The organism is Ensifer sp. 4252 (genome assembly GCF_050434565.1).
GTDB lineage: Bacteria > Pseudomonadota > Alphaproteobacteria > Rhizobiales > Rhizobiaceae > Ensifer.
Map to the genome: position 1 here is coordinate 45250 of NZ_JBNDIU010000028.1, position 24650 is coordinate 69899.

The 24650-nt window shown below is 61.7% G+C and carries 19 protein-coding genes and 1 pseudogene; 8 read left to right on the top strand and 12 right to left on the bottom strand.

Annotated features, from left to right (window positions below; translation table 11 throughout):
* Positions 1 to 59: 59 nt before the first annotated feature.
* The 4 genes and pseudogenes from ABIE33_RS31465 to ABIE33_RS31480 all read left to right on the top strand — a co-directional run bounded on the left by ABIE33_RS31465 (position 60) and on the right by ABIE33_RS31480 (position 3883).
* Positions 60 to 920 carry a carbohydrate ABC transporter permease gene (locus ABIE33_RS31465; RefSeq protein WP_429132370.1) on the top strand — a complete coding sequence of 287 codons (861 nt, stop codon included), beginning with the start codon at positions 60 to 62 and terminating at the stop codon, positions 918 to 920.
* Positions 920 to 1741, top strand: coding sequence for a carbohydrate ABC transporter permease (locus ABIE33_RS31470; RefSeq protein ID WP_429132372.1), 822 nt, complete (start codon positions 920 to 922; stop codon positions 1739 to 1741). The genes ABIE33_RS31465 and ABIE33_RS31470 overlap by 1 nt, the downstream gene beginning before the upstream one ends.
* A gap of 17 nt (positions 1742 to 1758) precedes the next feature.
* Positions 1759 to 2805, top strand: coding sequence for an NAD(P)-dependent alcohol dehydrogenase (locus ABIE33_RS31475; RefSeq protein WP_429132373.1), 1047 nt, complete (start codon positions 1759 to 1761; stop codon positions 2803 to 2805).
* Positions 2806 to 2808: 3 nt separating this feature from the next.
* Positions 2809 to 3883 (top strand): annotated as a pseudogene (locus tag ABIE33_RS31480) (ABC transporter ATP-binding protein).
* 74 nt (positions 3884 to 3957) lie between these two features.
* Here the strand turns inward: ABIE33_RS31480 and ABIE33_RS31485 are convergent.
* The 4 genes from ABIE33_RS31485 to ABIE33_RS31500 all read right to left on the bottom strand — a co-directional run bounded on the left by ABIE33_RS31485 (position 3958) and on the right by ABIE33_RS31500 (position 8257).
* Positions 3958 to 4368, bottom strand: coding sequence for a type II toxin-antitoxin system VapC family toxin (locus tag ABIE33_RS31485; RefSeq protein WP_429132375.1), 411 nt, complete (start codon positions 4366 to 4368; stop codon positions 3958 to 3960).
* Positions 4365 to 4598 carry an AbrB/MazE/SpoVT family DNA-binding domain-containing protein gene (locus ABIE33_RS31490; protein WP_429132404.1) on the bottom strand — a complete coding sequence of 78 codons (234 nt, stop codon included), beginning with the start codon at positions 4596 to 4598 and terminating at the stop codon, positions 4365 to 4367. Before ABIE33_RS31490 ends, ABIE33_RS31485 begins: the two co-directional genes overlap by 4 nt.
* Positions 4599 to 4940: 342 nt before the next feature.
* Positions 4941 to 7391 carry a GcvT family protein gene (locus ABIE33_RS31495; protein WP_429132377.1) on the bottom strand — a complete coding sequence of 817 codons (2451 nt, stop codon included), beginning with the start codon at positions 7389 to 7391 and terminating at the stop codon, positions 4941 to 4943.
* 83 nt (positions 7392 to 7474) lie between these two features.
* Positions 7475 to 8257, bottom strand: a complete 783-nt coding sequence (locus ABIE33_RS31500) for a DeoR/GlpR family DNA-binding transcription regulator (RefSeq protein WP_429132379.1) — start codon at positions 8255 to 8257, stop codon at positions 7475 to 7477.
* A gap of 213 nt (positions 8258 to 8470) precedes the next feature.
* Here ABIE33_RS31500 and ABIE33_RS31505 point away from each other — a divergent pair, with 213 nt between their 5' ends.
* On the top strand, positions 8471 to 9508 hold the full coding sequence (locus ABIE33_RS31505; RefSeq protein WP_429132382.1) for a GlxA family transcriptional regulator: 1038 nt from the start codon (positions 8471 to 8473) through the stop codon (positions 9506 to 9508).
* A gap of 111 nt (positions 9509 to 9619) precedes the next feature.
* Here the strand turns inward: ABIE33_RS31505 and ABIE33_RS31510 are convergent, their stop codons facing one another.
* From ABIE33_RS31510 to ABIE33_RS31540, 7 genes are all read right to left on the bottom strand, one after another.
* Positions 9620 to 11626, bottom strand: coding sequence for a putative 2-aminoethylphosphonate ABC transporter permease subunit (locus ABIE33_RS31510; protein ID WP_429132406.1), 2007 nt, complete (start codon positions 11624 to 11626; stop codon positions 9620 to 9622).
* A gap of 2 nt (positions 11627 to 11628) precedes the next feature.
* Positions 11629 to 12804, bottom strand: coding sequence for a putative 2-aminoethylphosphonate ABC transporter ATP-binding protein (locus ABIE33_RS31515; RefSeq protein WP_429132384.1), 1176 nt, complete (start codon positions 12802 to 12804; stop codon positions 11629 to 11631).
* A gap of 181 nt (positions 12805 to 12985) precedes the next feature.
* Positions 12986 to 14008, bottom strand: a complete 1023-nt coding sequence (locus ABIE33_RS31520) for a putative 2-aminoethylphosphonate ABC transporter substrate-binding protein (protein ID WP_429132386.1) — start codon at positions 14006 to 14008, stop codon at positions 12986 to 12988.
* A gap of 338 nt (positions 14009 to 14346) precedes the next feature.
* Complete coding sequence (phnY, locus tag ABIE33_RS31525; RefSeq protein ID WP_429132388.1) at positions 14347 to 15801, bottom strand: phosphonoacetaldehyde dehydrogenase; 1455 nt, start codon at positions 15799 to 15801, stop codon at positions 14347 to 14349.
* A gap of 10 nt (positions 15802 to 15811) precedes the next feature.
* A complete protein-coding gene (phnA, locus tag ABIE33_RS31530; protein WP_429132390.1) occupies positions 15812 to 17080 on the bottom strand; it encodes a phosphonoacetate hydrolase in 1269 nt (422 codons plus the stop codon).
* Positions 17081 to 17101: 21 nt separating this feature from the next.
* Positions 17102 to 18304, bottom strand: a complete 1203-nt coding sequence (locus tag ABIE33_RS31535; RefSeq protein WP_429132392.1) for a 2-aminoethylphosphonate--pyruvate transaminase — start codon at positions 18302 to 18304, stop codon at positions 17102 to 17104.
* A 101-nt stretch (positions 18305 to 18405) separates the two neighbouring features.
* Positions 18406 to 20064, bottom strand: coding sequence for a Na/Pi cotransporter family protein (locus tag ABIE33_RS31540; protein WP_429132394.1), 1659 nt, complete (start codon positions 20062 to 20064; stop codon positions 18406 to 18408).
* 111 nt (positions 20065 to 20175) lie between these two features.
* Here ABIE33_RS31540 and ABIE33_RS31545 point away from each other — a divergent pair, with 111 nt between their 5' ends.
* On the top strand, positions 20176 to 21081 hold the full coding sequence (locus ABIE33_RS31545; RefSeq protein ID WP_429132396.1) for a LysR substrate-binding domain-containing protein: 906 nt from the start codon (positions 20176 to 20178) through the stop codon (positions 21079 to 21081).
* A gap of 236 nt (positions 21082 to 21317) precedes the next feature.
* On the opposite strand, the gene ABIE33_RS31550 is transcribed toward ABIE33_RS31545, so the two are convergent.
* Positions 21318 to 22991, bottom strand: coding sequence for a SulP family inorganic anion transporter (locus ABIE33_RS31550; RefSeq protein ID WP_429132408.1), 1674 nt, complete (start codon positions 22989 to 22991; stop codon positions 21318 to 21320).
* A 377-nt stretch (positions 22992 to 23368) separates the two neighbouring features.
* Between ABIE33_RS31550 and ABIE33_RS31555 the strand changes: the two genes are divergently transcribed.
* Positions 23369 to 23773, top strand: coding sequence for a GFA family protein (locus tag ABIE33_RS31555; RefSeq protein WP_429132398.1), 405 nt, complete (start codon positions 23369 to 23371; stop codon positions 23771 to 23773).
* Positions 23774 to 23803: 30 nt separating this feature from the next.
* Positions 23804 to 24559 (top strand): ammonia-dependent NAD(+) synthetase, encoded by a 756-nt coding sequence (nadE, locus tag ABIE33_RS31560; RefSeq protein ID WP_429132410.1) that lies wholly within the window; start codon positions 23804 to 23806, stop codon positions 24557 to 24559.
* Positions 24560 to 24650: the final 91 nt, after the last annotated feature.

Genomic DNA, 24650 nt, shown 5'->3' on the forward strand with positions numbered 1-24650 from the left:
CCGGAGACGCTCCAGCCCGCCGGAAGCGCGCCCGTTCCTTGCCGTAGGATGTCTACCCCATGAAACAGAAAAACAGCTTGCCGAAGGTCTTCCTGACCCCGGCCATGATGATCCTGGCCGTGCTCGCATTCGTGCCGACTGTCTACGCGATCTATATTTCCTTGCAGAACCGGGAGCTGAGCCGCCCCGTCGGCGACTTCGTCGGGCTTGCCAACTACATCGACCTCTTCTCCGACCGTCGCTTCGTCAACGCGATCGGCGTGTCGTTGACGTGGGAAGCGGTGACGGTGGGCATGACTTTGATCGTTGCAGTCGGCCTTGGCATACTCATGTTCGAATGTGCCTCGCCGCGCATGCGCAACATTCTGGCGCTGCTCTTTTTGATGCCGGTGATCCTGCCGCGTGTCTCGGCAGCTTTCGTCTGGAAGTTTGCGTTCCATCCGCTCTATGGCATCGCCACCTATCCCTACAAGGCCATCACCGGTCAGCCTCTCGACCTGTTGTCCAATCCGGCAACCGCGCTTGCGACCGTGGCTCTGGTCGACGTCTGGCAATGGGGGCTGTTCTTCTCGGTCATCGTGCTCAAGCTTTTGGAGACTTTGCCGCCGCAACCCTTCGAGGCGGCCCGCCTCGATCATGCCCGCACCTGGGAAATCTACACCCACATCGCCATCCCGATGCTGAAGGCGCCGCTGATTTCGCTGGCTTTCGTCAAGATGATCGAGTCGCTGCGTGCCTTCGACCTGATCTACGTCATGACGCGCGGCGGACCCGGCATCACGACGGAAACGCTCGACATGTACGCCTTCTCGCAAGGCTTCATCGAGTCCGGGCGAATATCCTACGCATCTAGCATAGCCGTCCTGATGATGATTGCCACCTCCATCGCCTTCACCTTCATCTGGAAGAGGGTTCAGTGATGAGCGCGCACAAGCTTAGCCGCCTGCTCGGCCGCATTCTTCTCCTGGTGGCGGCGTTCTCCGCCGTCTTCCCCGTATTCTGGACATTGCTCAACGCCTTCAAGAACCGGGTCGATATCGTCACTCCGACACCGTTGTTCATCTTCACGCCGACGCTCGACAACTTCGCCTATGTGCTTGGCCGCGAGAGCGTCTTTGCCGGATTGATAAACTCGCTGATCATCGCGGGCGCATCCGTACTGATCGGCGCGCTTTTGGGTCTTCCCGCTGCATATGCGATTGCGCGCTACCCCAACCGCTGGTCGCGCGACATCCAGTTCTTCGTGCTCTCGCTGCGCTTCCTGCCACCGGTGGCAATCGCTATCCCGCTGATGGTGATCTGGCTCGACTTCGGCCTCTATGACACCCGCCTCTCGATGATCGTCACCTACACCCTGCTCACACTCGCCACCGTCATCTGGCTCAGCGTGCCGGCCTTTGCAAGAGTGCCGAAAGAGGTCGAGGAGGCGGCTCGGGTCGATGGTTACGGACCCTATGCGATCTTCTTCCTGATCGCCCTGCCGATCGCGCTCAGATCGCTGGTCGGCGCCGTTGCCTTTGCCTTCGTGCTCGTCTGGAACGAGTTCCTGATCGCGCTGATGCTGACGACGTCGGATGCCAAGACATTGCCGATCGTAGCATCGGAACTGACCCAGCTCGGCCGCGACGTGCCCTGGGGCATTCTCAATGCCTCCGTCGTTCTTCTCTCCGTACCACCGCTCCTCTTCATCGGAGTGCTGAGCGGCATGCTCAACAGCGCCTTCAAGCGCAAGACATCGTGACAACAAGGAAAGCATTCATGCAAGCGTTGGTCCTCGAAGAAAAGGGCGTCCTGTCATTGAGAGAGATCGAGCTCCCCCTCGAACTCGGCCCCGACGACGTCAAGATCGCCATTCACACCGTCGGCGTCTGTGGCAGCGACGTGCACTACTACACCCATGGGGCGATCGGACCCTATGTCGTGCATGAGCCGATGGTGCTTGGCCACGAGGCCGCGGGAACCATCGTCGAAATCGGCAGCAATGTCGGCGATCTGAAGGTCGGAGACCGGGTCTGCATGGAACCGGGCGTGCCGGATCTGTCGTCGCGTGCCTCCAAACTCGGCCTCTACAATGTCGACCCGAAGGTACGCTTCTGGGCAACGCCGCCGATCCACGGTGTGCTGACGCCACAGGTCGTACATCCGGCCGCCTTTACCTACAGATTGCCCGACACCGTCTCATTTGCCGAAGGTGCCATGGTCGAACCCTTCGCCATCGGCATGCAGGCGGCCGCGCGGGCACGTATCGCGCCGGGCGATATCGCTGCGGTTATCGGCTGCGGGCCGATCGGCATCATGGTCGCGCTTGCTGCCCTTGCAGGCGGATGCAGTCGCGTTTTCATCTCGGATTTCAGCGCGGAGAAACTGGCTATTGCCGGGCAATATCCCGGCATCACGCCCGTCAATATCGCCGAGCGGCCCTTCGCCGAAACCGTCGCCACAGAGACCGGCGGCTGGGGTGCGGACGTCGTCTTCGAGGCAAGCGGCAGTGCGAAGGCATTTGCGGGTATCTTCGACCTTGTCCGGCCCGGCGGCGCCCTCGTTCTCGTCGGCTTGCCTGTCGAGGCGGTCACCTTCGATGTTCCGGGCGCGATCTCGAAGGAGGTCAGGATCGAGACCGTCTTCCGCTACGCGAACATCTTCGATCGCGCACTGCAACTGATTGCGTCGGGAAAAGTGGACCTAAAGCCGCTGATTACCGAGACATTCCGCTTCAAGGACAGCATCAGCGCCTTCGAGCGGGCCGCCGCCGCGCGCCCGTCGGATGTCAAGCTTCAGATTTTCATCGGCAATGGGGAGGAATAGGTCATGGCGAATATCGCCTGCTCAAATGTTGACAAGCAATACGGCGCCGTCAGCGTCATCAAGGACTTCAACCTCGACGTCGCCGATCATGAGTTCATCGTCTTTCTCGGGCCGTCAGGTTGCGGCAAGTCGACCCTTCTTCGGATGATCGCCGGGCTGGAAGACATCTCCGGCGGAAAGGTGGTGATCGACGGCAAGACGGTCAATGATCTCCCACCGCGCGATCGTGGTGTGGCGATGGTATTTCAGAACTATGCGCTCTATCCGCACATGACGATCTACGACAACATCGCCTTCGGATTGAAGCGGATGAAAGTCCCAAAGCCAGAGATAGATCAACGCATTCGTGCCGTGGCCGCTACGCTCGGACTGTACCCCTACCTCGAGCGCAAGCCGACGGAGCTTTCCGGCGGGCAGCAGCAACGCGTGGCGATCGCGCGTGCGATGATCAAGACGCCGCGTGTCTTCCTTTTCGACGAACCGCTTTCCAACCTCGATGCGAAGCTTAGAAACCACATGCGGGTCGAGATTGCGCGTCTGCACCAGAAGCTGAAGACCACGACGATCTACGTCACCCACGATCAGCTCGAAGCGATGACGCTTGCCGACCGCATCGTGCTGATGAAGGGCGGCGCGATCGAGCAGGTTGGCACGCCGGCCGAAGACGCTGTTCGTCGCGGGCTTCATCGGCACCCCGAATATGAATTTCATCGACGTGACCGTGGAAAAACTGGACGCCGGATGGTTGCTTCGCGGCTCTGGCCCGGACCTCCGCATCTCGGGAAAGCGGTTCGCGTTGACCCCGGGGCAAAGGGTCGTACTGGGCGTCCGTCCAGCTGACCTCAACACGCCAAGATCGCACGAAGCCCCTGCAAACGTCATCTCCGGCATCGCCGACCTTGTCGAATTTCATGGCAACGATGCGCTGGTGACGTTTCTCTTTGCCGGCCGGGAAATCGGCGCCCTGGTCAAGGCCAGCTTGTGTCCAAAGCCAGGAGACCCTGTCTCGTTCCTAGTCGACGAGGACAGCTTGCACCTGTTCGATGAAACAAGCGGGATGTCGCTCCTGAAATCGTGACGAAGGAGGAGCGTGTGCCTAGGCTGTCGAGACGGGTCGCCCGGCACCATCCATATCGAAACAGGGGCGCGCCTCTAGGTCGGCGAAGGCGGGGCGATCAATGTCAAAGTGGGGAAATAGGTCCGATAGCGGCCGACATCCCGCGTCAGCAACGGCAATCCGCTGACGGCCGCATGCGCACCGATGAAGAAGTCGGGGAGGACGCCGGTCCTTGTGCCGCCTGCTTTGCGATATCGCGTAAAGACCTTGCTTGCCAGAAAGAGAGCCTCGCGAGGCACTGACGTCAATTCCAATCCTGCCTGATCAATGAACGCTTCGACATCTTCGATCCGATCGTAGCGAACAGCCAGTTCGGCATAGACGATGTCGTTGATCCAGAGTTTCCCACGAAGACTTGCGTTTTCAAGCTGGGTTATGGACCAATCAGCCCACGTCGGATCATCGGTGACAACATCGAGAAGAACATTCGTGTCTACCAGTATCACGGTTCGCCACGCGTCAGGGCCATGATAGCGTCGGTATCCAGCCCCTTGCCGGCGTGTCCTCGCAGCTTCGAGAAGCGGCTGGGTTGCTGCTTTTTAGCCGCATGCACCAGCACGATGCTTCCATCCGGGGCGCGCTGAAAATCAACCTTGCTTCCAGGCACGATACCCAGGAGGTCGCGCACTGGTTTCGGGATCGTAACCTGCCCCTTGGCTGTAACTGTCGTGGACATCGTCGACACCATTGTAAGGAATGATTTCTTCAAGGTATTACTTCGCAGCCCGGCTTTCAAGAGGAGCGGCCGCACGGTGTCTGGTTGCGACACGCCTCCTCAGTCTAAAGGTCGGCCGACGCAATGGGGCGTGTAGGGTGTCGGGTCAACGATCTCAGCCAGGTGAGGCGTGCGGGTTATCCAGACGCCGAGGTGTTGGGGTTATGCGCGATGCCTGGCGCGGCTATGTGCGTTAAACGTTCAAGTCGATACGCGCTCCCGTGCGCAGCAGCACTGCGCACGGTTGTCACGCAAAATCGCTCGCGGATGATCGGGAGCCGCTCACCCGCCAACTCCATATCCCTACGCCTTGACGCGCAAAGCCTTCGGATCATAGGCCGGGGAAAGATGCGCGGTGACGGAAACCCGAACGCCAGCAAGCTCGACTTCGAAGCGACCGCCCTCCAGGAACGCCTTGTTCACGCCGGAGGAATGTTCGATGAGGCCAAGGGCGACGGAGCGGCCGAACGTGTGGCCGTAGGCGGCCGAACGGACTTCGCCGACGGGCTTGCCATCGCGAAGAACCAGCTCCCCACCCCATAACATCGGCGACGGATCATCCACGGTGAACTGCACGATGCGCCGCGTGGGCGCGCCCTTCTCCTTTACGGCGATCAATGCATCGCGGCCGATAAAACCGTCCGGCTTGTCGAGGGAGAGCGCGAAGGCAAGGCCCGCCTCATAAGGGTTGATGTCCGGTGTCAGCTCGCGGCTCCAGGCGCGATAGCCCTTTTCCAGCCGGAGTGCCTCGAGCGCATAGTAGCCGCAATCGGTCAGCCCGAAATCACGCCCGGCCTCGTGCAGCGCCTCGTAGACGCCGACGGCGAACTCCGTCGGCACGATCAACTCCCAGCCGAGCTCGCCAACATAGGTCATGCGGTTGGCATAGGCCGTGGCATAGCCGATATCGATCTCCCGGATCGTCGCGAAGGGAAACGCGGCATTGGAGAGATCGGCCGACGTCAGCCGCGACAGGATGTCTCGCGCGCTTGGGCCCATGAGGGCGAGGACCGCGTAGGCGGAGGTGACGTCCGTAAGCGTCACATGGGCTTCCGCCGGCAGGTTCTTGCGGATCCAGTCGGCGTCGTGCACCGGCTGCGCCGAACCGGTAATCAGAAGGAAGCGATCCGCAGCAAGTCGCAGCACGGTCAGGTCGCTTTCATAACCGCCGCGCGCATTGAGCAGCCCGGTGTATACGGAACGACCGATGGCAACGTCGATATCGGCGGCGCAGATGCGGTTGAGCGCGGCAGCGGCATCGCGCCCCTGAACCAGAAGCTTGGCAAAGGAGGTCTGGTCGAAGATGCCGGCTGCCTCGCGCGTTGCCTTCATCTCGCGCTTGACCGCCTCGTGCCAGTTCTGCCGGCCGAAGGCATAGTCCGTGACCGGCTTTTCTCCCGCCGATGCAAACCAATTGACACGCTCCCAGCCCATTTTCGAGCCGAAGCAGGCGCCCTTTGCCGCAAGCCGGTCATAGAGCGGCGAGCGGCGGAAGGGCCGCGCCGTATCCAGCTCGCGATTGGGCCAGGGCATGGCGTAATGCAGCCCGAGCGTCTCCTTGACGCGGTCATGCAGCCAGCGCGGATTGTTGTTGAAGTTTGCGAAACGGCGGACATCGACCGGCCACAGGTCCATCGTCGGCGCACCGTTGACGATCCATTCCGCCAGGGCCCGCCCGGCGCCACCGGCACTGGCGATGCCCATCGAGTTGAAGCCGGCACCGACGTAGAAATTCTTCAGTTCCGGCGCCTCGCCGAGAATGAAGTTGTTGTCGGGGGTGAAGCTCTCTGGACCGTTGTAAAACTTCTTCACCTCTGATGTCGCCAGTTGCGGCACCCGTTGCAGGGCGCTTTGCATCAGGATTTCGAACTGGTCCCAGTCATCGGGCAGCAAGGCGAATTCAAAATCATCAGGGATGCCCGCCATGCCCCACGGCTTCGCCTCCGGTTCGAAACCGCCCATGACCAGGCCACCGACCTCTTCCTTGAAGTAGATGTAGCCATCGGGATCGCGCATGACCGGCAGGTCCGGATGCACGCCATCGATCCTGCCGGTCACGATGTACATATGTTCAGCCGAATGCAGCGGCACCGACACACCGCACATCAGCCCGACCTTGCGCGCCCACTGGCCGGCGCAATTGACGACGATCTCGGCGGCGATCGTTCCCTGGTCCGTCTCGACGCCGGTCACCGCGCCATCGGCAACGCTGATGCCCGTGACGCGCACGCGCTCGATGATGCGTGCACCGCGGTTTCGCGCACCCTTTGCCAGCGATTGCGTCAGATCGGTTGGGTTGGCCTTGCCGTCACCGGGCAGCCAGACCGCGCCCACCAGGTCGTCGATCGCCATTACCGGCCAGAGATCCTGGGCTTCCTTCGGCGAGATCACGTCGATGGCAACGCCCTGTGCACGGGCGGACGCGGCAGTGCGCTTCAGCACCGTCATTCGGTCGGCCGACCTTGCCACGGAAACGGAGCCGCAATTCTTCCAGCCCGTGGCAAGCCCGGTTTCAGCCTCCAGTTCGCTGTAGAGCTGCGTCGAGTATTTGATGAGGCTCGTCATGTTCGCGTGGCTGCGCAACTGGCCGACAAGGCCCGCAGCGTGCCACGTCGTGCCGCCGCTCAATTGCCCCTGCTCCAGGAGCACGACGTCGGTCCAGCCGAGCTTGGTGAGGTGGTAGGCGACCGAACAGCCGATAATGCCGCCGCCGATGATGACGACCTGTGCCTGCGTTGGAAAATTCTGAGCCATGAAACAGCCTCCCGAAGCCATGGAAGACCACACCATAACGAGGGAACGGCAAATAACAAGACAAAAAGTTACAAAATATTACATCATGCCGCTACAATCAGGCCAGGACCCCGCCGCTCCAGCGCCTCGCAGATCGCCTTCGGCGGTCTGGCATCGACGATCACCCCGGCTGCCGCTTCGAAACGCGGAATGCGCAGCGGCGTCAATCGACCGAACTTCGAGCTATCGAGAATGAAGTAGGCCTTGGCCGCCATCGCGATCATGCGCGAGCGCTGCTCGGCACCATTGCGGGTAAAGTCCGTCACCTCACCGTCAGGAGACAATCCGCCACCACCGAGGAAGGCCACATCCACCCGGAAATGACTGATCGCCTCGAGCGCATCGATACCGACGGCTGCCTCCTCCGCCGGGTCGATCTCGCCACCCAGCATATGCACGCGCACCAGTGGCTGGCGGCACATCTGCAGCGCGATAGACAGGGCCGTCGTACAAATCGTTAGGTTTTTCCGCTCCGCCAGGGCATGCGCCACCGCAAGCGTGGTCGTGCCGGAATCAAGAAACACCACCATGCCGTCGCGCACGAGACCGGCTGCAGCCCGGCCGATGGACGCCTTCGCCGCCGCATTCTCCCCTCGCCTCTCCGTGAAGGCGGCCTCGGTCGGTTCGAACAGCGTCGCGCCGCCGTGCACGAGCTCAAGCTGGCCACGCTCGGCCAGATGCTTCAAGTCGCGGCGGATCGTCTGCCGCGACACATCGAAGTGGTCGGCAAGCTCGGTGATACTGACGGTGCCATCGGCGGCCAGGCGGCGGAGGATCTCGCCATGACGGCGGGGCGCAAGGGCGCGAGCGTTTTGAGTATCTGACATGCTGGTATCTGCGATCATTTTTGGCATTTTGACAAGACGCGCCGCAAGACGCGTCACCGCAATCCGATTTTGACATCAATTTTCTAGCCTGAAGCGGATCAATCCGCCGCCTCGCGCATAATCACGTAGCGATAATGTCTATTTATGTTGCATAATGTAACTATTCTTTGCATCATGCTCTCAAGCACTCAATGACGCAACGGGAGACAGGCAGTGCAGCAGGCATGCACACAAGGCCGCCGGTTCACCTTCTACCTGCTCGACGGCTTCACGCAGCACGCATTTACCTCCGCGCTCGAAGCCCTTCGCCTCGCCAATGATGTCCTGGGCAGGTCGCATTATAGCTGGCGTATCCTGACACGCGACGGCCAGCCGACGCTGTCAAGCTGCGGAATACGTATGGTGGCCGACGCAGCGCTCACCTCGGAGCACGACGGGCTGCACCAACCGGGGCGTTCTGACATGATCGTGGTCTGCGGCGGCCGCGCCATTCCTCCGGCCGACGGAAAGGCCGAAGGCTGGTTGCGACTGTCCCGGCGGGGCAGCCTCCCCGTCGCCGCGCTCGCGGGCGGGCTCTACAGCCTGGCGCGGGCCGGCGTGCTCGACGGGCGCCGCTGCGCCGTACATTGGGAACACTTTCCGGATTTCTCCGAACGGTTCTTCATGACGAAACCCCGCCAGACTGCCTTCGAGATCGACGGCGAACTCTATACCTGCGCCGGCGGCAATGCGCCGTTCGACATGTTCCTGCGCATTGTCGAAGACGAGCTCGGCAGGGACTTGGCAAATCGCGTTTGCGAGGTGGCTTTATCGGACCGGGTCCGCAAGGCCGGAGAACGCCAGCGGCTGCCGCTTCAGAGCCGCGTAGGTATCGACAACCGATTGCTGATCGAGATCATCGAGCAGATGGAGGCGAACCTCGCCGAACCGTTGAAACTCGCCGACATAACTCCCGCGACGGGGCTGTCGCGCCGTCAGATCGAGCGCCTGTTTCGGCGCGAGATGGGCCGCTCCCCCAAGCGCTACTATCTCCAGATGCGGCTGGAGCGTGCGCACCTGCTTCTCGTCAACTCCTCGCTTCCCGTCTTCGAGATCGCCGTGGTATGCGGATTTTCCTCGGCTTCGCACTTCTCCCGGACCTACCGGGAAACCTACGGCTACACGCCGCAGCGCACCCGCCTGGCGGACCTTGAGCACCGCCAGCCTTCGCGATCGATCCCAATCGAATCTGATTGCGTGTGCCAGACATGAGGGTCGCCTAGGCCCCGGACGAACTTCGATCCCGAGACGTCCGGACGCGAAGGACGGCATTTCCCGCCGATTTCCGGCGACCAAGTCAACCCTGTACCGACGCCGAAAGGCCTACCGCCACGCCTGCGTGCGCACGAGCAATCCACGGGCGACCGCCGCGTGGATGAGCTTGGCGACGACGTTGGTGTAGAAGATCATCATGCCCATTGCAGCCGCCGGTGCGATGTCGCCCGCATCATCCATGTTGAGCACGGCAACCGAGGCAAGCTTGGTGTCGGTGGCATAGAGAAAGACGACGGCGGAGACCGTCGTCATGGCGTTGACGAAGAGATAGATGCCGATGTTGAGGATCGCCGGCAGGCAGACCGGCAACGTGACGCGGAAGAACAGCCGATGGAAGGGCTGCTTGAGCGACGCCCCAACGGATTCGAATTCGGGATCCATCTGCTTCAGCGCCGTCAGCGCCGTCAGGTGCGCCACGGTGTAGAAGTGTGTCACCGTGCAGACGACGAGGATCGTCATCGTGCCGTAGATGGAGTTGAGCGGATTGGCGGGATTGTTGAAGAAGAAGATATAGGCCAAGCCCAGCACCATGCCCGGCACGGCCATCGGCATCATCGCCAGGAAATGAAAGACGCCCCTGCCGAAGCGGAACCCATCGGCCTTCTCGACCATGTAAGCGCCGGCAAAGACGATCACCGAGCCGAAGAATGCCGTCAGCAATGCGAGCTTGATGGAGTTGCCATAGGCCGCCCACCCGCCGCCATCCATCAGATCGAAAGCGAAATTCTTCGTCGTCAGCGTCAGGTCGTAGGGCCAGAACTTAACCAGCGCCGCGATCTGGCACATGGCGATCATGCCGAGAATGAACAGGCTGACGAGGCATGCGAAGGCAAAGCAGAAGCCGTCCATGCGCGCATTGGGCTTGGGCGCATAGGGCACCGCCCGCGCCGAAAGCAGCGCCACCTGGCGCTTCTGCATGCGCCGATCGACGGCGAAGGCGAGCACGGCCGGCACCAGAAGAATGACGGAGACAACCGCCCCCATCTCGAAATTCTGCTGGCCGATCACCTGCTTGTAGATATCGACGGCCAGCATGCCGTATTGGCCGCCGATCACCTTGGGCAATCCGAAATCGGTGATGACCAATGTGAAGACGACGAAGCCGGCTGACACCAGGCCGTAGCGCGCGCCCGGCACCGTCACGGTGGTGAAGGTGCGCCACTTGCTGGCCCTGAGCGACGCCGCGGCCTCGTAATGGCGCGCATCCGCGACGGACAGGGCGGTCAGGATGATGAGGAAGGCATGCGGCAGCGTGAAGAACACCGAGCCGATCACGATCCCGATCGGACCATATATGGAATAGCCCATCAGCCAATCCCTGAAGACGCCCTGATTGCCGAAGAGATAGACGAGCGCAATGCCCGGCAGTAGCGACGGTACGAGGATCGGTATGGTGAGGATGCCTCGGAACAGCCCCTTGAGCGGCATGCAGCTGCGCGTCAACGCATAGGCGAGCGCAAAAGCGATCGAGACCGTCACCACCGTGCTGATCGACGCCATCAGCACCGAATTATAGATCGAGCGGGCAAGCGCCGGTGTCGAAAAATAGGTCTTGAAGTTTTCGATGCCGCGGCTGCTCGCCGGGCGCAACACAACCCGCCGGAATGTAGCGGAATCGTATTCGCGCCACTCAGTGCCTTTCTCCAGCGTGGAGCCAACCAGAAACGCGGCATCATCCGTCGCACCGCGAATGCGATAGTGAACGGGGCTGCGGAAGTTGAACTGCGGGAAGAACTTCGTGACGGCAAGGCGGCCATCCGAGTTGGTGGCAAGGTCCTTCTCGGCGACAACGCCGAGTTCTTTGTTGAGCGCATCCGCGGTGACGACCGTTCCCCAGTTCCCGCCGGTCTCGTGCCTTACCTGAAACTCGAAGGCGGCGAGATCGAAGCGGTAGGTCGAAAGCGACTTCGACAGCATGACGAAAAGCGGCGCGCCCAATGCGACAATCAGATAGAGGCCGATGACGGCCATGAAGCCGAGTTTGACGAGGTCGTCGCGCGAGGCCTGCTGACGCAGCTTTTTCCCCGGCGGGGCATAGTCGATCGCGATGCTCATCGTCATACGTCCCTCGGATAGAGCAACAGGCGTTCCCGCGGTATCTCGACCTGGATGACGCCGCCCGTTTCGATGCGCAGCCGGCGAACCGCATTGACCGAGAAGTCGGCGACGAGCGTCCGGTCACCAAGCCGGGGCGCGGTCAGTCGCGTCCGCCAGAACATGCCGAGGAACTCCATCTCGTGCACTTCGGCATCGATCAGGTTCTGTGGCGTGGCCGGCCGATCGAGCGAATTGACGGCATGCGCGTCGGCACCGTGCGGAATGATATCGACGGGCCGGACCACCGCCGTGGTCGCGTCCCCGGCGGCAAGGCCATCGGTTGGACAACTAAAGGCGGAATGGCCGATCTCGACCTGACCATCCGGCAGAACCCTCGCCGGAAACTGGTTGGTCTCGCCGATGAAGTCGGCAACGAACAGGGTCTTCGGGTGGCGGTAGATTTCCGTCGGTGATCCGACCTGCTCGATGACGCCGTGGTTCATCACCACAATCCGGTCCGCCATGGCGAGCGCTTCTTCCTGATCGTGCGTCACCATGATGGTCGTGACGCCGAGCTTCCGTTGCAGTGATTTGATCTCATGGCGAAGATGCACGCGCACCTTGGCATCGAGGGCAGACAGCGGTTCGTCCAGCAGAAGCAGGCCGGGGGAAATCGCGATGGCGCGCGCAAGCGCGATGCGTTGCTGCTGTCCGCCGGAAAGCTGGGCGGGATATTTTTTCGCCTGGGCGGAGAGCCCGACCGTCTCAAGCAGTTCGGCGACGCGCCCGGAGACCTCCGCCTTCGAACGCCCGGTGTTTTCGAGACCAAAGGCGATGTTCCGCTCGATGGTGAGATTGGGAAACAGCGCGTAGGACTGGAAGACGATGCCGTAGTCGCGCTTCGACGCGGGCAAAACCGAAATGTCGCGACTATCCTGCCGAATGATACCCTGGGTCTGCAGATCGAGGCCGGCGATCGCCCTTAGGAGGGTCGTCTTGCCGCAGCCGGAAGGGCCGAGAAAACAGACGAACTCACCCTTGCCGATGTCGAGAGAAATGTCGCGCAATGCAGTGAAATCGCCATAGCTCTTCCAGAGATCGCGGATCTCGAGATAAGGGGATGACGGGACGATCGCGTGATCGGCGGCGCGGGGAATGCTCATGGGCGTCGGTTCGATCGACAGGGCATGTCTCATCTGCAAGCTCCGCTGGCTATCAGGGATCCTACAGCGCCGCGCGTCTTATCAGACGCGCAAAGGTCGCCGTAGCACTTTGAATTTCCGCATGTTTCCTTAAATCGGATAGGATTTGAGGAAACATGCAGGAGAGAATGCGACGGGCGGAACGCTGACGCGCTCCGCCCGGGGTCGATCAGGATCAGCTCTTCGGTTCCGACTTCGCGTCGTAGCGCTTCTGCCATTCCTTCAGGATGGTCGCGCGGTTGTTCGCGGCCCATTCGAAGTCGTTGTCGATCATCTTCGCCGCGATGTCGGAAGGCAGATGCTCGACCGGCTTGGCGACACCAGGATAGGCGACCACGGCATAGCCGGCATTGTACATTTCGTTGGCTTCCTTGGTGACCGACCAGTCGACCAGGGTCTTGGCGGCCTCAAGGTTCGCGGTGCCGGCAATGATTGCCGTCGCCTCTGCTTCCCAGCCCGATCCCTCGCTCGGGAAGATGATGTCGATCGGCGCGCCGGCGCTCTTGGCCTTGGCGCCGGGGAACTCGAAGGAAACGCCGATCACGGCCTCGCCGGCACCGGCCATCTTGCACGGCTTCGAGCCGGAATGAGTGTAGGCGGAAATGTTCTCGTGAAGCTTGTCCATGAAGGACCAGGCCTTCTCCTCGCCCCACATCTGCATCCAGCCGGATACGTCGAGGAAGCCGGTGCCCGACGAACTCGGATTCGGCATGACGATGTGGCCCTTGTACTCGGGCTTCGTCAGGTCTTCCCAGGTCGCAGGCGCCGTCAGCCCGAGCCTTGCGGCCTCGACCGTGTTGTAGCAGAGTGCGGCGACATAGGCGTCCATGCCGACCCAGCTTGGCGGCGTGTCACCGTCGACGAATTTCTTGTCGAGCGCCTCGACGCCCTTTGGCTGGTACGCTTCCAGCATGCCCTCCGTTTTCAGGAGAAGCAGGGATGTGGCAGCAAGCCCCCAGACGACGTCCGCCTGCGGGTTGTCCTTTTCGGCCAGCAGCTTGGCCGTCATGACGCCGGTAGAATCCCGCACCCAGTTGATCGTGATATCGGGATGCGCCTTTTCGAAGGTTGCCTTGTAGCGATCAAGGTCGACAGCTTCGACGGCGGTGTAAACGGTGAGCTCGGTCTGGGCTAAAGCAATGGCGGGAAGAGCCACGGACATGGCGCCGGCAAGCATAAAAAACATGTGTCTGTTCATGCTGAAAATCTCCTCTGGAGGCCTGGAAAAAATTCCGGGAAGCATGGCTGGCAGTCTGTCGCTGCCCTTGTCTCGCACGCTTCAGGAGGCATTCTGCGTGGGCGCGTTCAATTAGTAAAATTTATTATTCTTATCGTTGCCAAAGTAAAAGCTATGGATCTTTTGCCGTCTCATCAGGCATCTGCTGCACGATTGACGAAACGAACAGTATCTGCATTGGCGCGCAGCAATTGCTCGCAACACGCCCAAGAAAAAGGGAGCCGCTGGTCGGCAGCTCCCCAAAAAGGTGGCCAGGCAGGGGACACCCGGATCACCGGAGCCTGATCACCAGGCCCATATCACCAGGGAAGAGAAAACGTCTTGACGTTGGTGAAGCTCTTCATGGCCTCGATTACGCCTTCCTTGTAACCGTTGCCGGAATCCTTGATGCCGCCGAAGGGGGACATCTCGATGCGATAGCCCGGCACTTCCCAGATGTTGACCGTACCGACCCTGAGACCGGCGATATACTTCTGCATGCGGCGGAAGTCGTTGGTGCAGACCCCGGACGACAAGCCGAAGGCGGTCGAGTTGGAAAGCGCGATCAGCGCATCGTCATCATCTGGCGCTCGGACAATCGGGATGATCGGTGCGAAGGTTTCTTCCATCACCAGTTCGCTCGAATGCGGCACGCGATCGACCACGATCGGCGGCAGCAGGGCGCCGCGGCGGCCCGGATCGTAGAGGATGTCCGCGCCCTGCTCGGCCGCCTTATGCACCCGACGCTCGAAGGTTTCGGCGGCGCGGGCGTGCACCACCGTGCCCAGTTCCGTCGCCCGATCCATCGGGTCGCCGAAGCGGAGCTTCTTGGCCCGTTCCAGTACGAGCGGCACGAAACGGTCGGCCACGCTCTCCTGGCACAGAATACGCTTGACGGCCGTGCAGCGCTGGCCGGAGTTCTTCGTCGCGCCGGCGACGGCAAGGTCCGCGGCCCTTGCCAGGTCATCGTCCGACAGGTCGTTGAGGATGATCAGCGGATCGTTGCCGCCGAGCTCCAGGATCTGGCGCTTGTAGTGGGCGTTCGCCGCGATCAGCTTGCCCACCGGCACGCTGCCGGTGAAGGTGATGAGGTCGAAGTTCGGGTTGGTCATCATTTCCATGCCGATGTCGACCGGCCAGCCGGTCACCACCGACAGCATTTCCGGCGGCAATCCGGCCTCATAGAGGATGTCGGCGAAGACGAGCGCCGTCATCGGCGTCAGCTCCGTCGGCTTCAACACCACGCAGTTGTTGGTGGCGATCGCAGGCGCCACCTTGTGTGCCACCATGTTGAGCGGGTGGTTGAAGGGCGTGATCGCCGAGATGGCGGTCAGCGGCTCGCGCATCGTAAAGATCTTGCGTGCCTTGCCGTGCGGAGTGAGATCGCAGGAGAAGATCTCGCCGTCATCGTGAATGCACATCTGACCCGATAGCGTCAGCACGTCGAAGGCGCGACCGACCTCGTAGAGCGAATCCTGTTTCGAGATGCCGAGCTCCAGGGTGATGATGTCGGAGATCTCCTCCTTGCGGGCGACCAGCATCTCGGCCGCCTTCAAGAGGATGCGCTGACGTTCGTAGCGCGTCAGCTTCGGCTGATAGGCCGCCGCAATTTCGAAGGCCTTGCGAGCATGCTCGGCGTTGCCGGCCGGAACGGTGCCGATGACGGCATCGTTCCAGGGATAGTGCACCTCGATCACCCCCTCGGCATCGACCTTTTTGCCGGCAATGCGCATGGGCTCATGCCGTAGAGCGAATGTCGTTTCCACCTTGGTCATCGTCTGCTCCTCAATTTGCCGGCTGCGCCGCGGCGACCAGCGCATAATAGAAGGCGTCGAAATTGCGCAGGGAAGCAGCAGAAGTCAGCTCGGGCAGCTTGCGGTTAGAGATGAAAGGCACCTGCTGTTCGGTAAGGCCGCCGTGCGAGCGCAGCGGCTCGTTCAGCGCAGCAAGATCGTGGCGATGCTCGCTGGTGCCGAGCGTCTTGTTCTCCGAGGAGATGATGACGATATCGCCGATGCGATCATCCGGCAGTTCGAACCGGATGCAGGCCTCGGGTCGCAAAAGAACGACGTCGATGCCGTCGATCGCCGCCAGCCGCTCGATGATTTCTTCCTTGTCGGCACGCTCGGGAAGGTAAGCGGTTGCGAACGAACCAAGCGCGCCGTGATGGACGACGTAAGGGTCGGTAATCGGCAGGATGACGCGCGCCGCGTCCTTGCCGAGCCATTCGTCGAGCACGTCCTGCACGTAGATGACATCGGGCGAACCGTCAGCCTTGTGCTTCGGCTTCATGCCGTGGTCGGCCGTGACGATGATCGCAGCACCTAGCGCGTCTAGTTCGGTCAGGTACTTGTCGAACATCTCGTAGAAGGCGTTCGCCTGGGGAACGCCCGGCGCATACTTGTGCTGCACGTAGTCGGTCGTCGTCAGGTACATCACGTCAGGAGAAAACTCTTTCAGCAGCTTCACGCCGGCGGCAAAGACGAATTCCGACAGTTCCGCCGAGTAGACTTCCGGCACTGGGCGGCCGAGCCAGGCCGAGGCATTCTCGATGCCGTGTTCCGCCCTGGTCGACTTGTCGGCCTTTTCGGACGAGAAGCAGATCGCCCTGCCCTCATCGAACTTCAGGCCGTCGCCGAGAAGCGCACGCAGCTTGTCCTTGGCGGTAACGACCGCGACCTTAGCTCCGGCATCGTAGAACGCCTTAAAGATGGTCGGCGCGCGCAGGAAGCGCGGATCGTTCATCATCACTTCGTTGCCGGTCTGCGGCTCATAGAGATAGTTGCCGCAGATGCCGTGAATGGCCGGCGGACGCCCGGTCGCGATCGACAGGTTGTTGGGGTTGGTGAAGCTCGGGATGACGCTGAGCGCCGTGCGTTCCGTGCCCGTCTGGCGAATGCGGGCAAGCGTCGGCATCAGCCCGGCCTTGATGGCCTCGTCGAGATAGGCCGGCTCGCAGCCGTCGAGGCAGATGGCGATGGCCGGGACGTTCGGCCAGGGATAGCTGCGCCGGTTGGCGGTAACGGCGACGTTGATCTTGGACATCTGATTCATCGGGGAAATCCTATCGTTCGTTCAAGCGGCGAGACGGCTGCGTTCGGCAAGGGCGATCGCCGGAGGGGCGGCACTGGCGACCCCCATTTCAGTGAGGGATGTGCGCGCGGCTTCGACTACGCGGCGCATCACATGTTCATCCATGCGGCCGATGCAGCCGACGCGGAAACTATCGACGACCGTCAGCTTGCCGGGGTAGATGATGAAACCCTTCTCCTTCATCAGCTCGTAAAAGCGGTCGAAGGCGAAAGCCGGGTCGGCCGGGCTGAAGAAGGTAACGATGATCGGCGACAGCCAGCGGTCGGCGAGCAGGGTTTCGAAACCTGCCTCCCGCATGCCGGCGACCATGACGTCCCGATTGCGGGCATAACGGGCGCCGCGGGCAGCGACGCCGCCTTCCTCGCGATGTAGCCGAAGCGCCTCCAGGAACGCGGCGACGACATGGGTCGGCGGCGTGAAACGCCACTGACCGGTCTTGTTCATGGTGTCCCACTGCGCGTGCACATCGAGGCTGAGCGAATGGCTACGGCCCTTGGCGGCCTCCAGCTCGCTTTTGCGGGCAATGACGAAGCCGAAGCCAGGCACGCCTTCGATGCATTTGTTTGCCGACGAGACGATCGCCTCATAACGGAAGTCGGCAATGCCTGCCGCAACGGCACCAAAGGCGCTCATGGAGTCGACCAAAAGCTTGCGGCCGCTGGCATAAACGACGTCGGAGATTTCCTTCAGCGGGTTGAGGATACCGGAACTGGTCTCGCAATGAACGACGACGACATGGGTGATAGCCGGATCCGCATTGAGTGCTGCGGCAACCTCCGGCCCGCGCGGCGGCATATAGTCTCCCTTGTCGAGCGACACGTGGTCACGGCCGAGATAGTCGAGCGTCTGGGCAATGCGCTTGCCATAGGCGCCGTTGATCAGCACCAGCACCTTGCCGTCGCGTGGAACGAAGCTGCCGAGCATCGCCTCGACCGAGAACGAACCGCTGCCCTGCATCGGAACGCAGTCGAATTCGCCCTTGGTGTCGCCGGCAATGTCGAGAAGCTGGCGGCGCAGCTCCGCCGTCATCGCTCGGAAATCGCCGTCCCATGAGCCCCAGTCCCGGAGCATCGCCTCCTTCACCTCGTAGGCCGTCGTCAGCGGGCCGGGCGTCAGCAGATAGGGCTCGCCCAGTCTCGGCGTTTCCAGCGGTGCGATGGTTCTGTCAGAAGCGGTGTTTGGCATTGTCCGTCCTCACGTTGGCGTCTCCGGGAATGACAATGCGGCGGACGGATATATATGTAAAATCGTTCTTTTGTATGAATCTATCGATTACATTTATATGTCTATGCGGCAGGAACGAGACGGCTTTCAAGCAGATCTCCGGTCTCGCGAAGACGGGGATAGGCCATCGTCGTGACCAGTGAATTGAGTTCCTTCAGCGCACGCACGATCTCCAGATGCATGTCGCTCGATTGGATGCTCGCAGCAATTCCCTGCCTGAGCCGTTCAAGGTGGCTCTGACTGCTTTCTTGGACCAGCCGGCGCACATGTTCCTTCTGACGCACCATCTCGCGCGCGATCACCGGTTCGGGCGAGACGAGCAGATTGGCGGCAAGTTTCACATTCGAAAACACCGCGGCATGCAGCGCCGTCAGCTCGTGCCAGCCCGCTGGCGAAAAGGGACCGGCACCCTCGAGCCGCTCCTCCGCCATGCGCAACAGGCTCTTCGACACCACGTCGCCGGCATATTCCAGATGGATGGCCGCCTCGGTCAGTTCGATGCCGCGCCGGGATTGCTCCTCCGTCAGCACGCCCCGGTTGACGGCGGCGATAAACAGCTTGATCTCGCTATGAGCGCGATGGATGTCCCCATCGATACGGCGCAGCGCATCGACCGTCTCCGGCGTCGGCGTCGCGATCACCCCCATGACCGGTTCGAGCATACGCGTGATCAGGTTGCCCATATGCAGCACTTCGCGTGCGGCGGCCGCCAATGCCTGCGCCGGCTTTTCGATTAGAGACCGGTCGAGCGCACTGACATGCGCTGCAAGACCGGCATCTTTTCCCCCGACGTTTTCCGGCGTGAGAAGGCGAACGAAGCGCGCCATCAGACCACACGACACAAGACCCAGGAGCACCAGTGCCGCATTGAACAGCACATGCAGGTTGACGAGCTTGGCAGCGACCGTCGCGCCAGGCAGCCACGCAAAAGAGATTTGCATGGAAAACAGCGCGAAGACCGCGGCGCTGAACAGCGCCCGAAAGATGAGATTGCCAAGCGGCAGGCGTCTGCCCTCCACCGGCAGGCCACGGGTCAGCCAGAGCGCGATCAGTCCGCCGCCGAGATTGACGCCAAGGATGAGGGGAACGCCGACGTCGAGCGGCAGCAAACCCTTTGCGGCAAAGGTCAGGATCAACAGAATGGCCGCGACGCTGGAATGCAGGCCCCAGGTGAAGATTGCCGCAACGATCATCACCGTCAGCGCGTCCTTGCTGAGCATGTCTATCGCCGCCGGCAGCAGCGGGCTTTGACCAAGCGGCAATGTCGCATGGCCGATCATCTGCAGCGACAGGAGCAATAGCCCGATCCCGAGAACGGCACGTCCTGCCTCTGCCGGCTTGCGGGCGCGCGCCTTGAGATGCAGGAGGCCGCCAGCGGCAATCAGCAATGGCGCCAGCCAGTGCAAATCAAAACTCAGGATCTTGACGACGAGGGCCGAGCCCAGGTCCGCGCCGAGAAGGACCGCCAGACCGACATCGAGGGCCAGCGCACCGCTCACGGCAAAGCTGGCGGCGAGCATGGCAACCGCCGTCGAACTCTGCAGGGCAATCGCGATCAGACAGCCGCAGGCCGCCGCGCGCGGCCTGCCGCCAGCACCGCCAACGGCACGCGTGACCACATCGTCGCAAGCAGCTTCGACGCCCTTCCTGACGAGGCTGACGGCATAAAGCAGCAGGACGGTTGCGGCAGTGAGTTCGAGGGCGACGGCCGAAAGATTCATAGGCGCGCTCCGGAAAGGGTTGGCTCCGGAAATTATCTTTTGCCCCTTTACATAAATCAAATCGTTCGTTCTGATAGTTTCATCGACAAAATTTATCGAAGGGGCGTTACCGTGCGCTATGTCCAGCTCCGTGCCTTTCACAATGTGGCCATCCACGGCGGCTTCTCGCGGGCAGCCGAGGCCCTCTTCCTGACGCAGCCCGCCGTCTCCGACCAGGTGCGCAAACTGGAGGAGGAGTATGACGTCCTGCTCTTCAATCGGAACAAGAAGCAGGTGACGCTGACCCAGGCCGGCCAGCAGCTTCTGGAAGTCACCCGGCGCATGTTCGACGTCGAGCAGCAGGCACTCGATCTTCTCTCGGAGTCGCGCGCATTAAGGGCCGGAAAGCTCCGGATCGTCGCGGACGCCGCACACCATCTGCTGCACATCCTGGCCGCCTTCCGGCGGGCCTACCCGACCGTGCAGGTTTCGATCGACGCAGGCAACACGGAGACCGTGATCACCAGCCTGCACGCCTATGAGGCGGATATCGGCGTTCTCGGTGAAATCCCGCAGGCCGGCGACTTCGACGTTCTGAAGCTCAATTCGACGCCGATTGTCGCCTTTGCAAGCCGCGACTATCCCCTGGCGGCATGTCAGAGCGTCACCTTCGCGGAACTCGCAAAACATCCGCTGGTCATGCGCGAGCGAGGCTCCAAGACCCGTCAGAAGCTCGAGGCCATGGCCGAACAATGTGGCGTCACGCTGACGCCGCTGATCGAGGCCGAGGGCCGCGAGGCGGTTCGCGAGATCGTCGCTGCCGGTGGCGGCGTCGGTTTCGTCTCATCCGCCGAGTTCGGCCAGGACACGCGTCTCGTGCCGATCAAGATCGATGCCCCGGAAATGCTGATGGACGAAGCGCTCATCTGCCTGCGCGAACGCAGCAACGGGAAACTTGTCCATGCGTTCTACGAAATAGCGCGCAAACTCACGCAAGGCGCGGAAGATGCCACAGCCGGTGATGCCAAGCCGTCGTGAACCGCCACTCGGGCCTGATATCCGCAAGCCGCAAGTTCATCAGCCGAGCCATCGCAGCGTTCCACCACGCAATTGAAGGCGTGTATACGGTCGGCTCCAGCCTTAACACCTGCAGCGCAACGCCGGGTCGTCCGCCGCGCGGCACCGGCCACATTGACGGCCGTCAACAGCCGACCGACCTGGCAATCGCGTCACAGGTAAAGATGGGGACCAAGAGAACGGGCGCCCGCGCCTGGCTATGACGGCGTGGCCGCGAGGTTATCCTGATGGCGACGGATACCGGCCCGGGTGTTGGAAAACATGCGGTCCGGGCCAAGCTGATCGGCAAACCCTGACGCCCTGATATAGGCGAGCACATCCGGGTTGAGGCCTGCAAGCCAGAGTTCGATGCCTATTCGTGCAAGACTGCGCTCGCCATCAATGATCATCTCAAGCGCCGAGTATTCGATATCGACAACGCGGCTGAGGTCCAGCATCAGAACGCGCGGCTTTTGTTCATTGGCCAGCATGCGAATACGGTCGCCGACCTGCTGGGCATTCACGAAGAAGAGCCTCCCCTCCGGGCGCAGGATCAACAAACCTTCGAAGGTTTCGTCGTCCGGATGCTCTGTCGAAAGCGGCCGCAGGACGTCTTCACCGCGTTTGCGGCCGACCACATGGATGCGCGGGTTCGCCGCCTGGCTCGAGAGGCCGACAAGCGACAGGGTGATGGCGACGAGTATGCCCTGGAGCGTGCCGAACAACAGCACGCCGAGGAAGGCGGCAAGCGCCCAGCGAAACTCCATCCGGCGAACCTTGCGGATCGAGGCAAATTCGACGGGCCTGATGAGGCCGACGGAGTAGACGATGACGATGGCCGCGAGCACGGCCTGCGGTAAAAGCCCAAGCAGCGGCGCAAGAACGAGCATTGTCGCTGCCGCGGCCGCCGCCGTCACCAGCGAGGCCTTTTGCGTGCGCCCCCCGACGGCGCGCACCACCGCCGTCTGCGATGTGCCGCCGCCTGCCGGCATCGCGCCGAAAAGCCCGCCGGCAAGATTGGCAGCGCCGGTCGCTATCAGTTCGCGATTTGGGCGGATGGGCGGTTCACCCGCGACTGCGAAAGCCCGTCCAGCGGCAATCGTCTCGGTGAAACTCATCAACGCGATACCACACGCCCCCGGAATGAGCTGCAGGATCAGGTCGATATCCGGTAGCACCAGCGAAGGCAGGGCCCGAGGAATGTGCCCGACCGTTGCGACGCCTGCCGGACCGAGACCGGCGAGCCACGAAACGGCTATGCCCGCCGCGACGATAGCGAGCGGAGCCGGAGAATGCGGCCAACGGCTTTCCAGGAGGAGTAGGAGCACCAGCGCCGTGGCCCCGACCGCGAATGTGACGAGCGACGTCTCGGGCAAATGGTGGACGAGGTTCACGATATCCCGGAAGAACCCCTCCTTGGTAAAATGCAGCCCTAACAATTTTGGCACCTGGTCCAACACGATGACCAGGCCGATCCCGGCTTTGAAACCCGTGAGGACCGGCGACGAAATGAAATTCGCCACGAAACCCAAACGAAGGGCCGAAGCAGCGATCAAAAGCAGACCTGTGAGCGCCGTCAGCGTAGCGGTTGCGGTGATCAGCTGCTCAGGGTTCCCATCAGGCACGACGAGCGCGAGCTGGCTCGCGGTCAGGATCGCAAGGGTGGTCGTCGAACTGACGCTGAGCACGCGCGAGGTTCCGAGCAGGGCATAGACGATCATCGGCACAAAGGCGGTGTAGAGCCCGACGCTGACAGGAAGGCCGGCAACGGTCGCATAGGCCATGGCCTTCGGCAGCACCACGGCCGCGGCCGTCAGGCCCGCGATGATATCCGGCCGCAGTGTACCGGTCGACGACTGGATGGATTGGTCGGCATGCGGCAACGGAACCATCATTTTGCCCTCTTACGGCTAGGTGCCAGGTCGGAACGACCGACGCCTGCCACGACAGCACAGGATCATCCACTCGCCACCCCGGAGATCCCCCACGCGCAACAATCTCAACACTATCACGACCGCTCGCCAAGCCCTCAATTATGCGGCCGGGACAAATTCTGGCCGCCTTGCCAGCACGGGCAGGATCGCAGGCAGCAGCGCCATTCCGCTCATCAGGAAGACTGCGGCGAGTATCGCGCAGAAGGTAAAGGTGAGGCGATCAGGTTCGATTTAAGAAGGTCACGCTTCTCGTCTTCCGCAATAGCAATCTGGATCCCGGTGAGTCATTGATGATCGAACCAGCCCCCGCCGGTGGAGGAAACGGAGTCACGACGATGACGAAGAGACTGGGTAGCTGCCTCTGCGGGCAGGTCAAATACGAGGTGAAAGGCGAACCCATCCGAGTTGGTATCTGTCACTGCGCCAATTGCCGCCGAGAGAGCGGATCGGCATTCACGTTCTACGCCGTTTGGACCAGAGACGATTTCCACGCTACCGGGGAGACGACGCTTGCCCATAACGGACAGCGTTTCTGCACCCGCTGCGGCTCCCGCATGTTTGCCTATGACGAAGATGAAGCCGAGGTCCAGCTTGGCACCTTGAGCGATGCCCCGACCAAACTGGTTCCGACCTATGAATTGTGGGTGAAGAGACGTGAACCCTGGCTTGCCCCAGTGCCGGGCGCTGAGCAACATTGGGAGGACCGCCACACAAGAAGAGCCGACGATGAGAGCGCTTGACGCGGACGCGTCGAATGGGAGGCAGATTTGATTGGCAATTGGTCAGCGAACGAGCAATTCGAGATCATTCGGGCACTCGGCGTGCCAGGTGAGTTCGATGCGGAGAAGGAAGCAAGCGAGCGGATCGCTTTTTTGGCCGGCTATTTGCGACAGGCAAATGCCCGGGCCTATGTGTTGGGCATCAGCGGCGGGGTCGATTCCTTGACTGCCGGATTGCTTGCACAAGCCGCCGTCCGGGCGTTGCGCGAGGACGGCTATCTCGCGAAGTTCATCGCCGTTCGGCTGCCCTATGGGACACAGGCTGACGAGGCGGCCGCTCGCGAATGTCTGGCGGCGATCAATCCCGATCTTGGCTTGGAGGCAAATGTCAAACCGGCTGCCGACGCTTTGTTCGCTGAGGTTCGAAAGGCCGCTGGTGGTCTTTTTGGCACGGCGCGCGACGACTTCCACCTCGGCAATGTGAAGGCGCGTCAGCGGATGATCTACCAATACGCGATCGCCGGAGCCGCGAACGGGCTGGTGATTGGAACGGACCATGCCGCCGAGGCCCTGATGGGCTTCTTCACCAAGCACGGAGACGGCGCCGCAGATGTCGTTCCCCTCAGCGGGCTGAACAAGAGGCGGGTTCGCGCCATCGCCACTTACCTGGGAGCACCGTCCGACCTCGTGTGCAAGGTCCCCACAGCCGATCTGGAGTCGGACGCCCCGCTGAAGCCCGATGAAGAGGTCTATGGAATTGGCTATGACACGATCGATGATTTCCTCGAAGGAAAGGCCATAAGGTAAGCGGTGACGTGAGGCCGTTACTTCTTGAAGTTCCAGGGCATCAGAGCGTCGAGATCGCTTGATGGCCAACCTGCGGCGATACGCTCAAGCG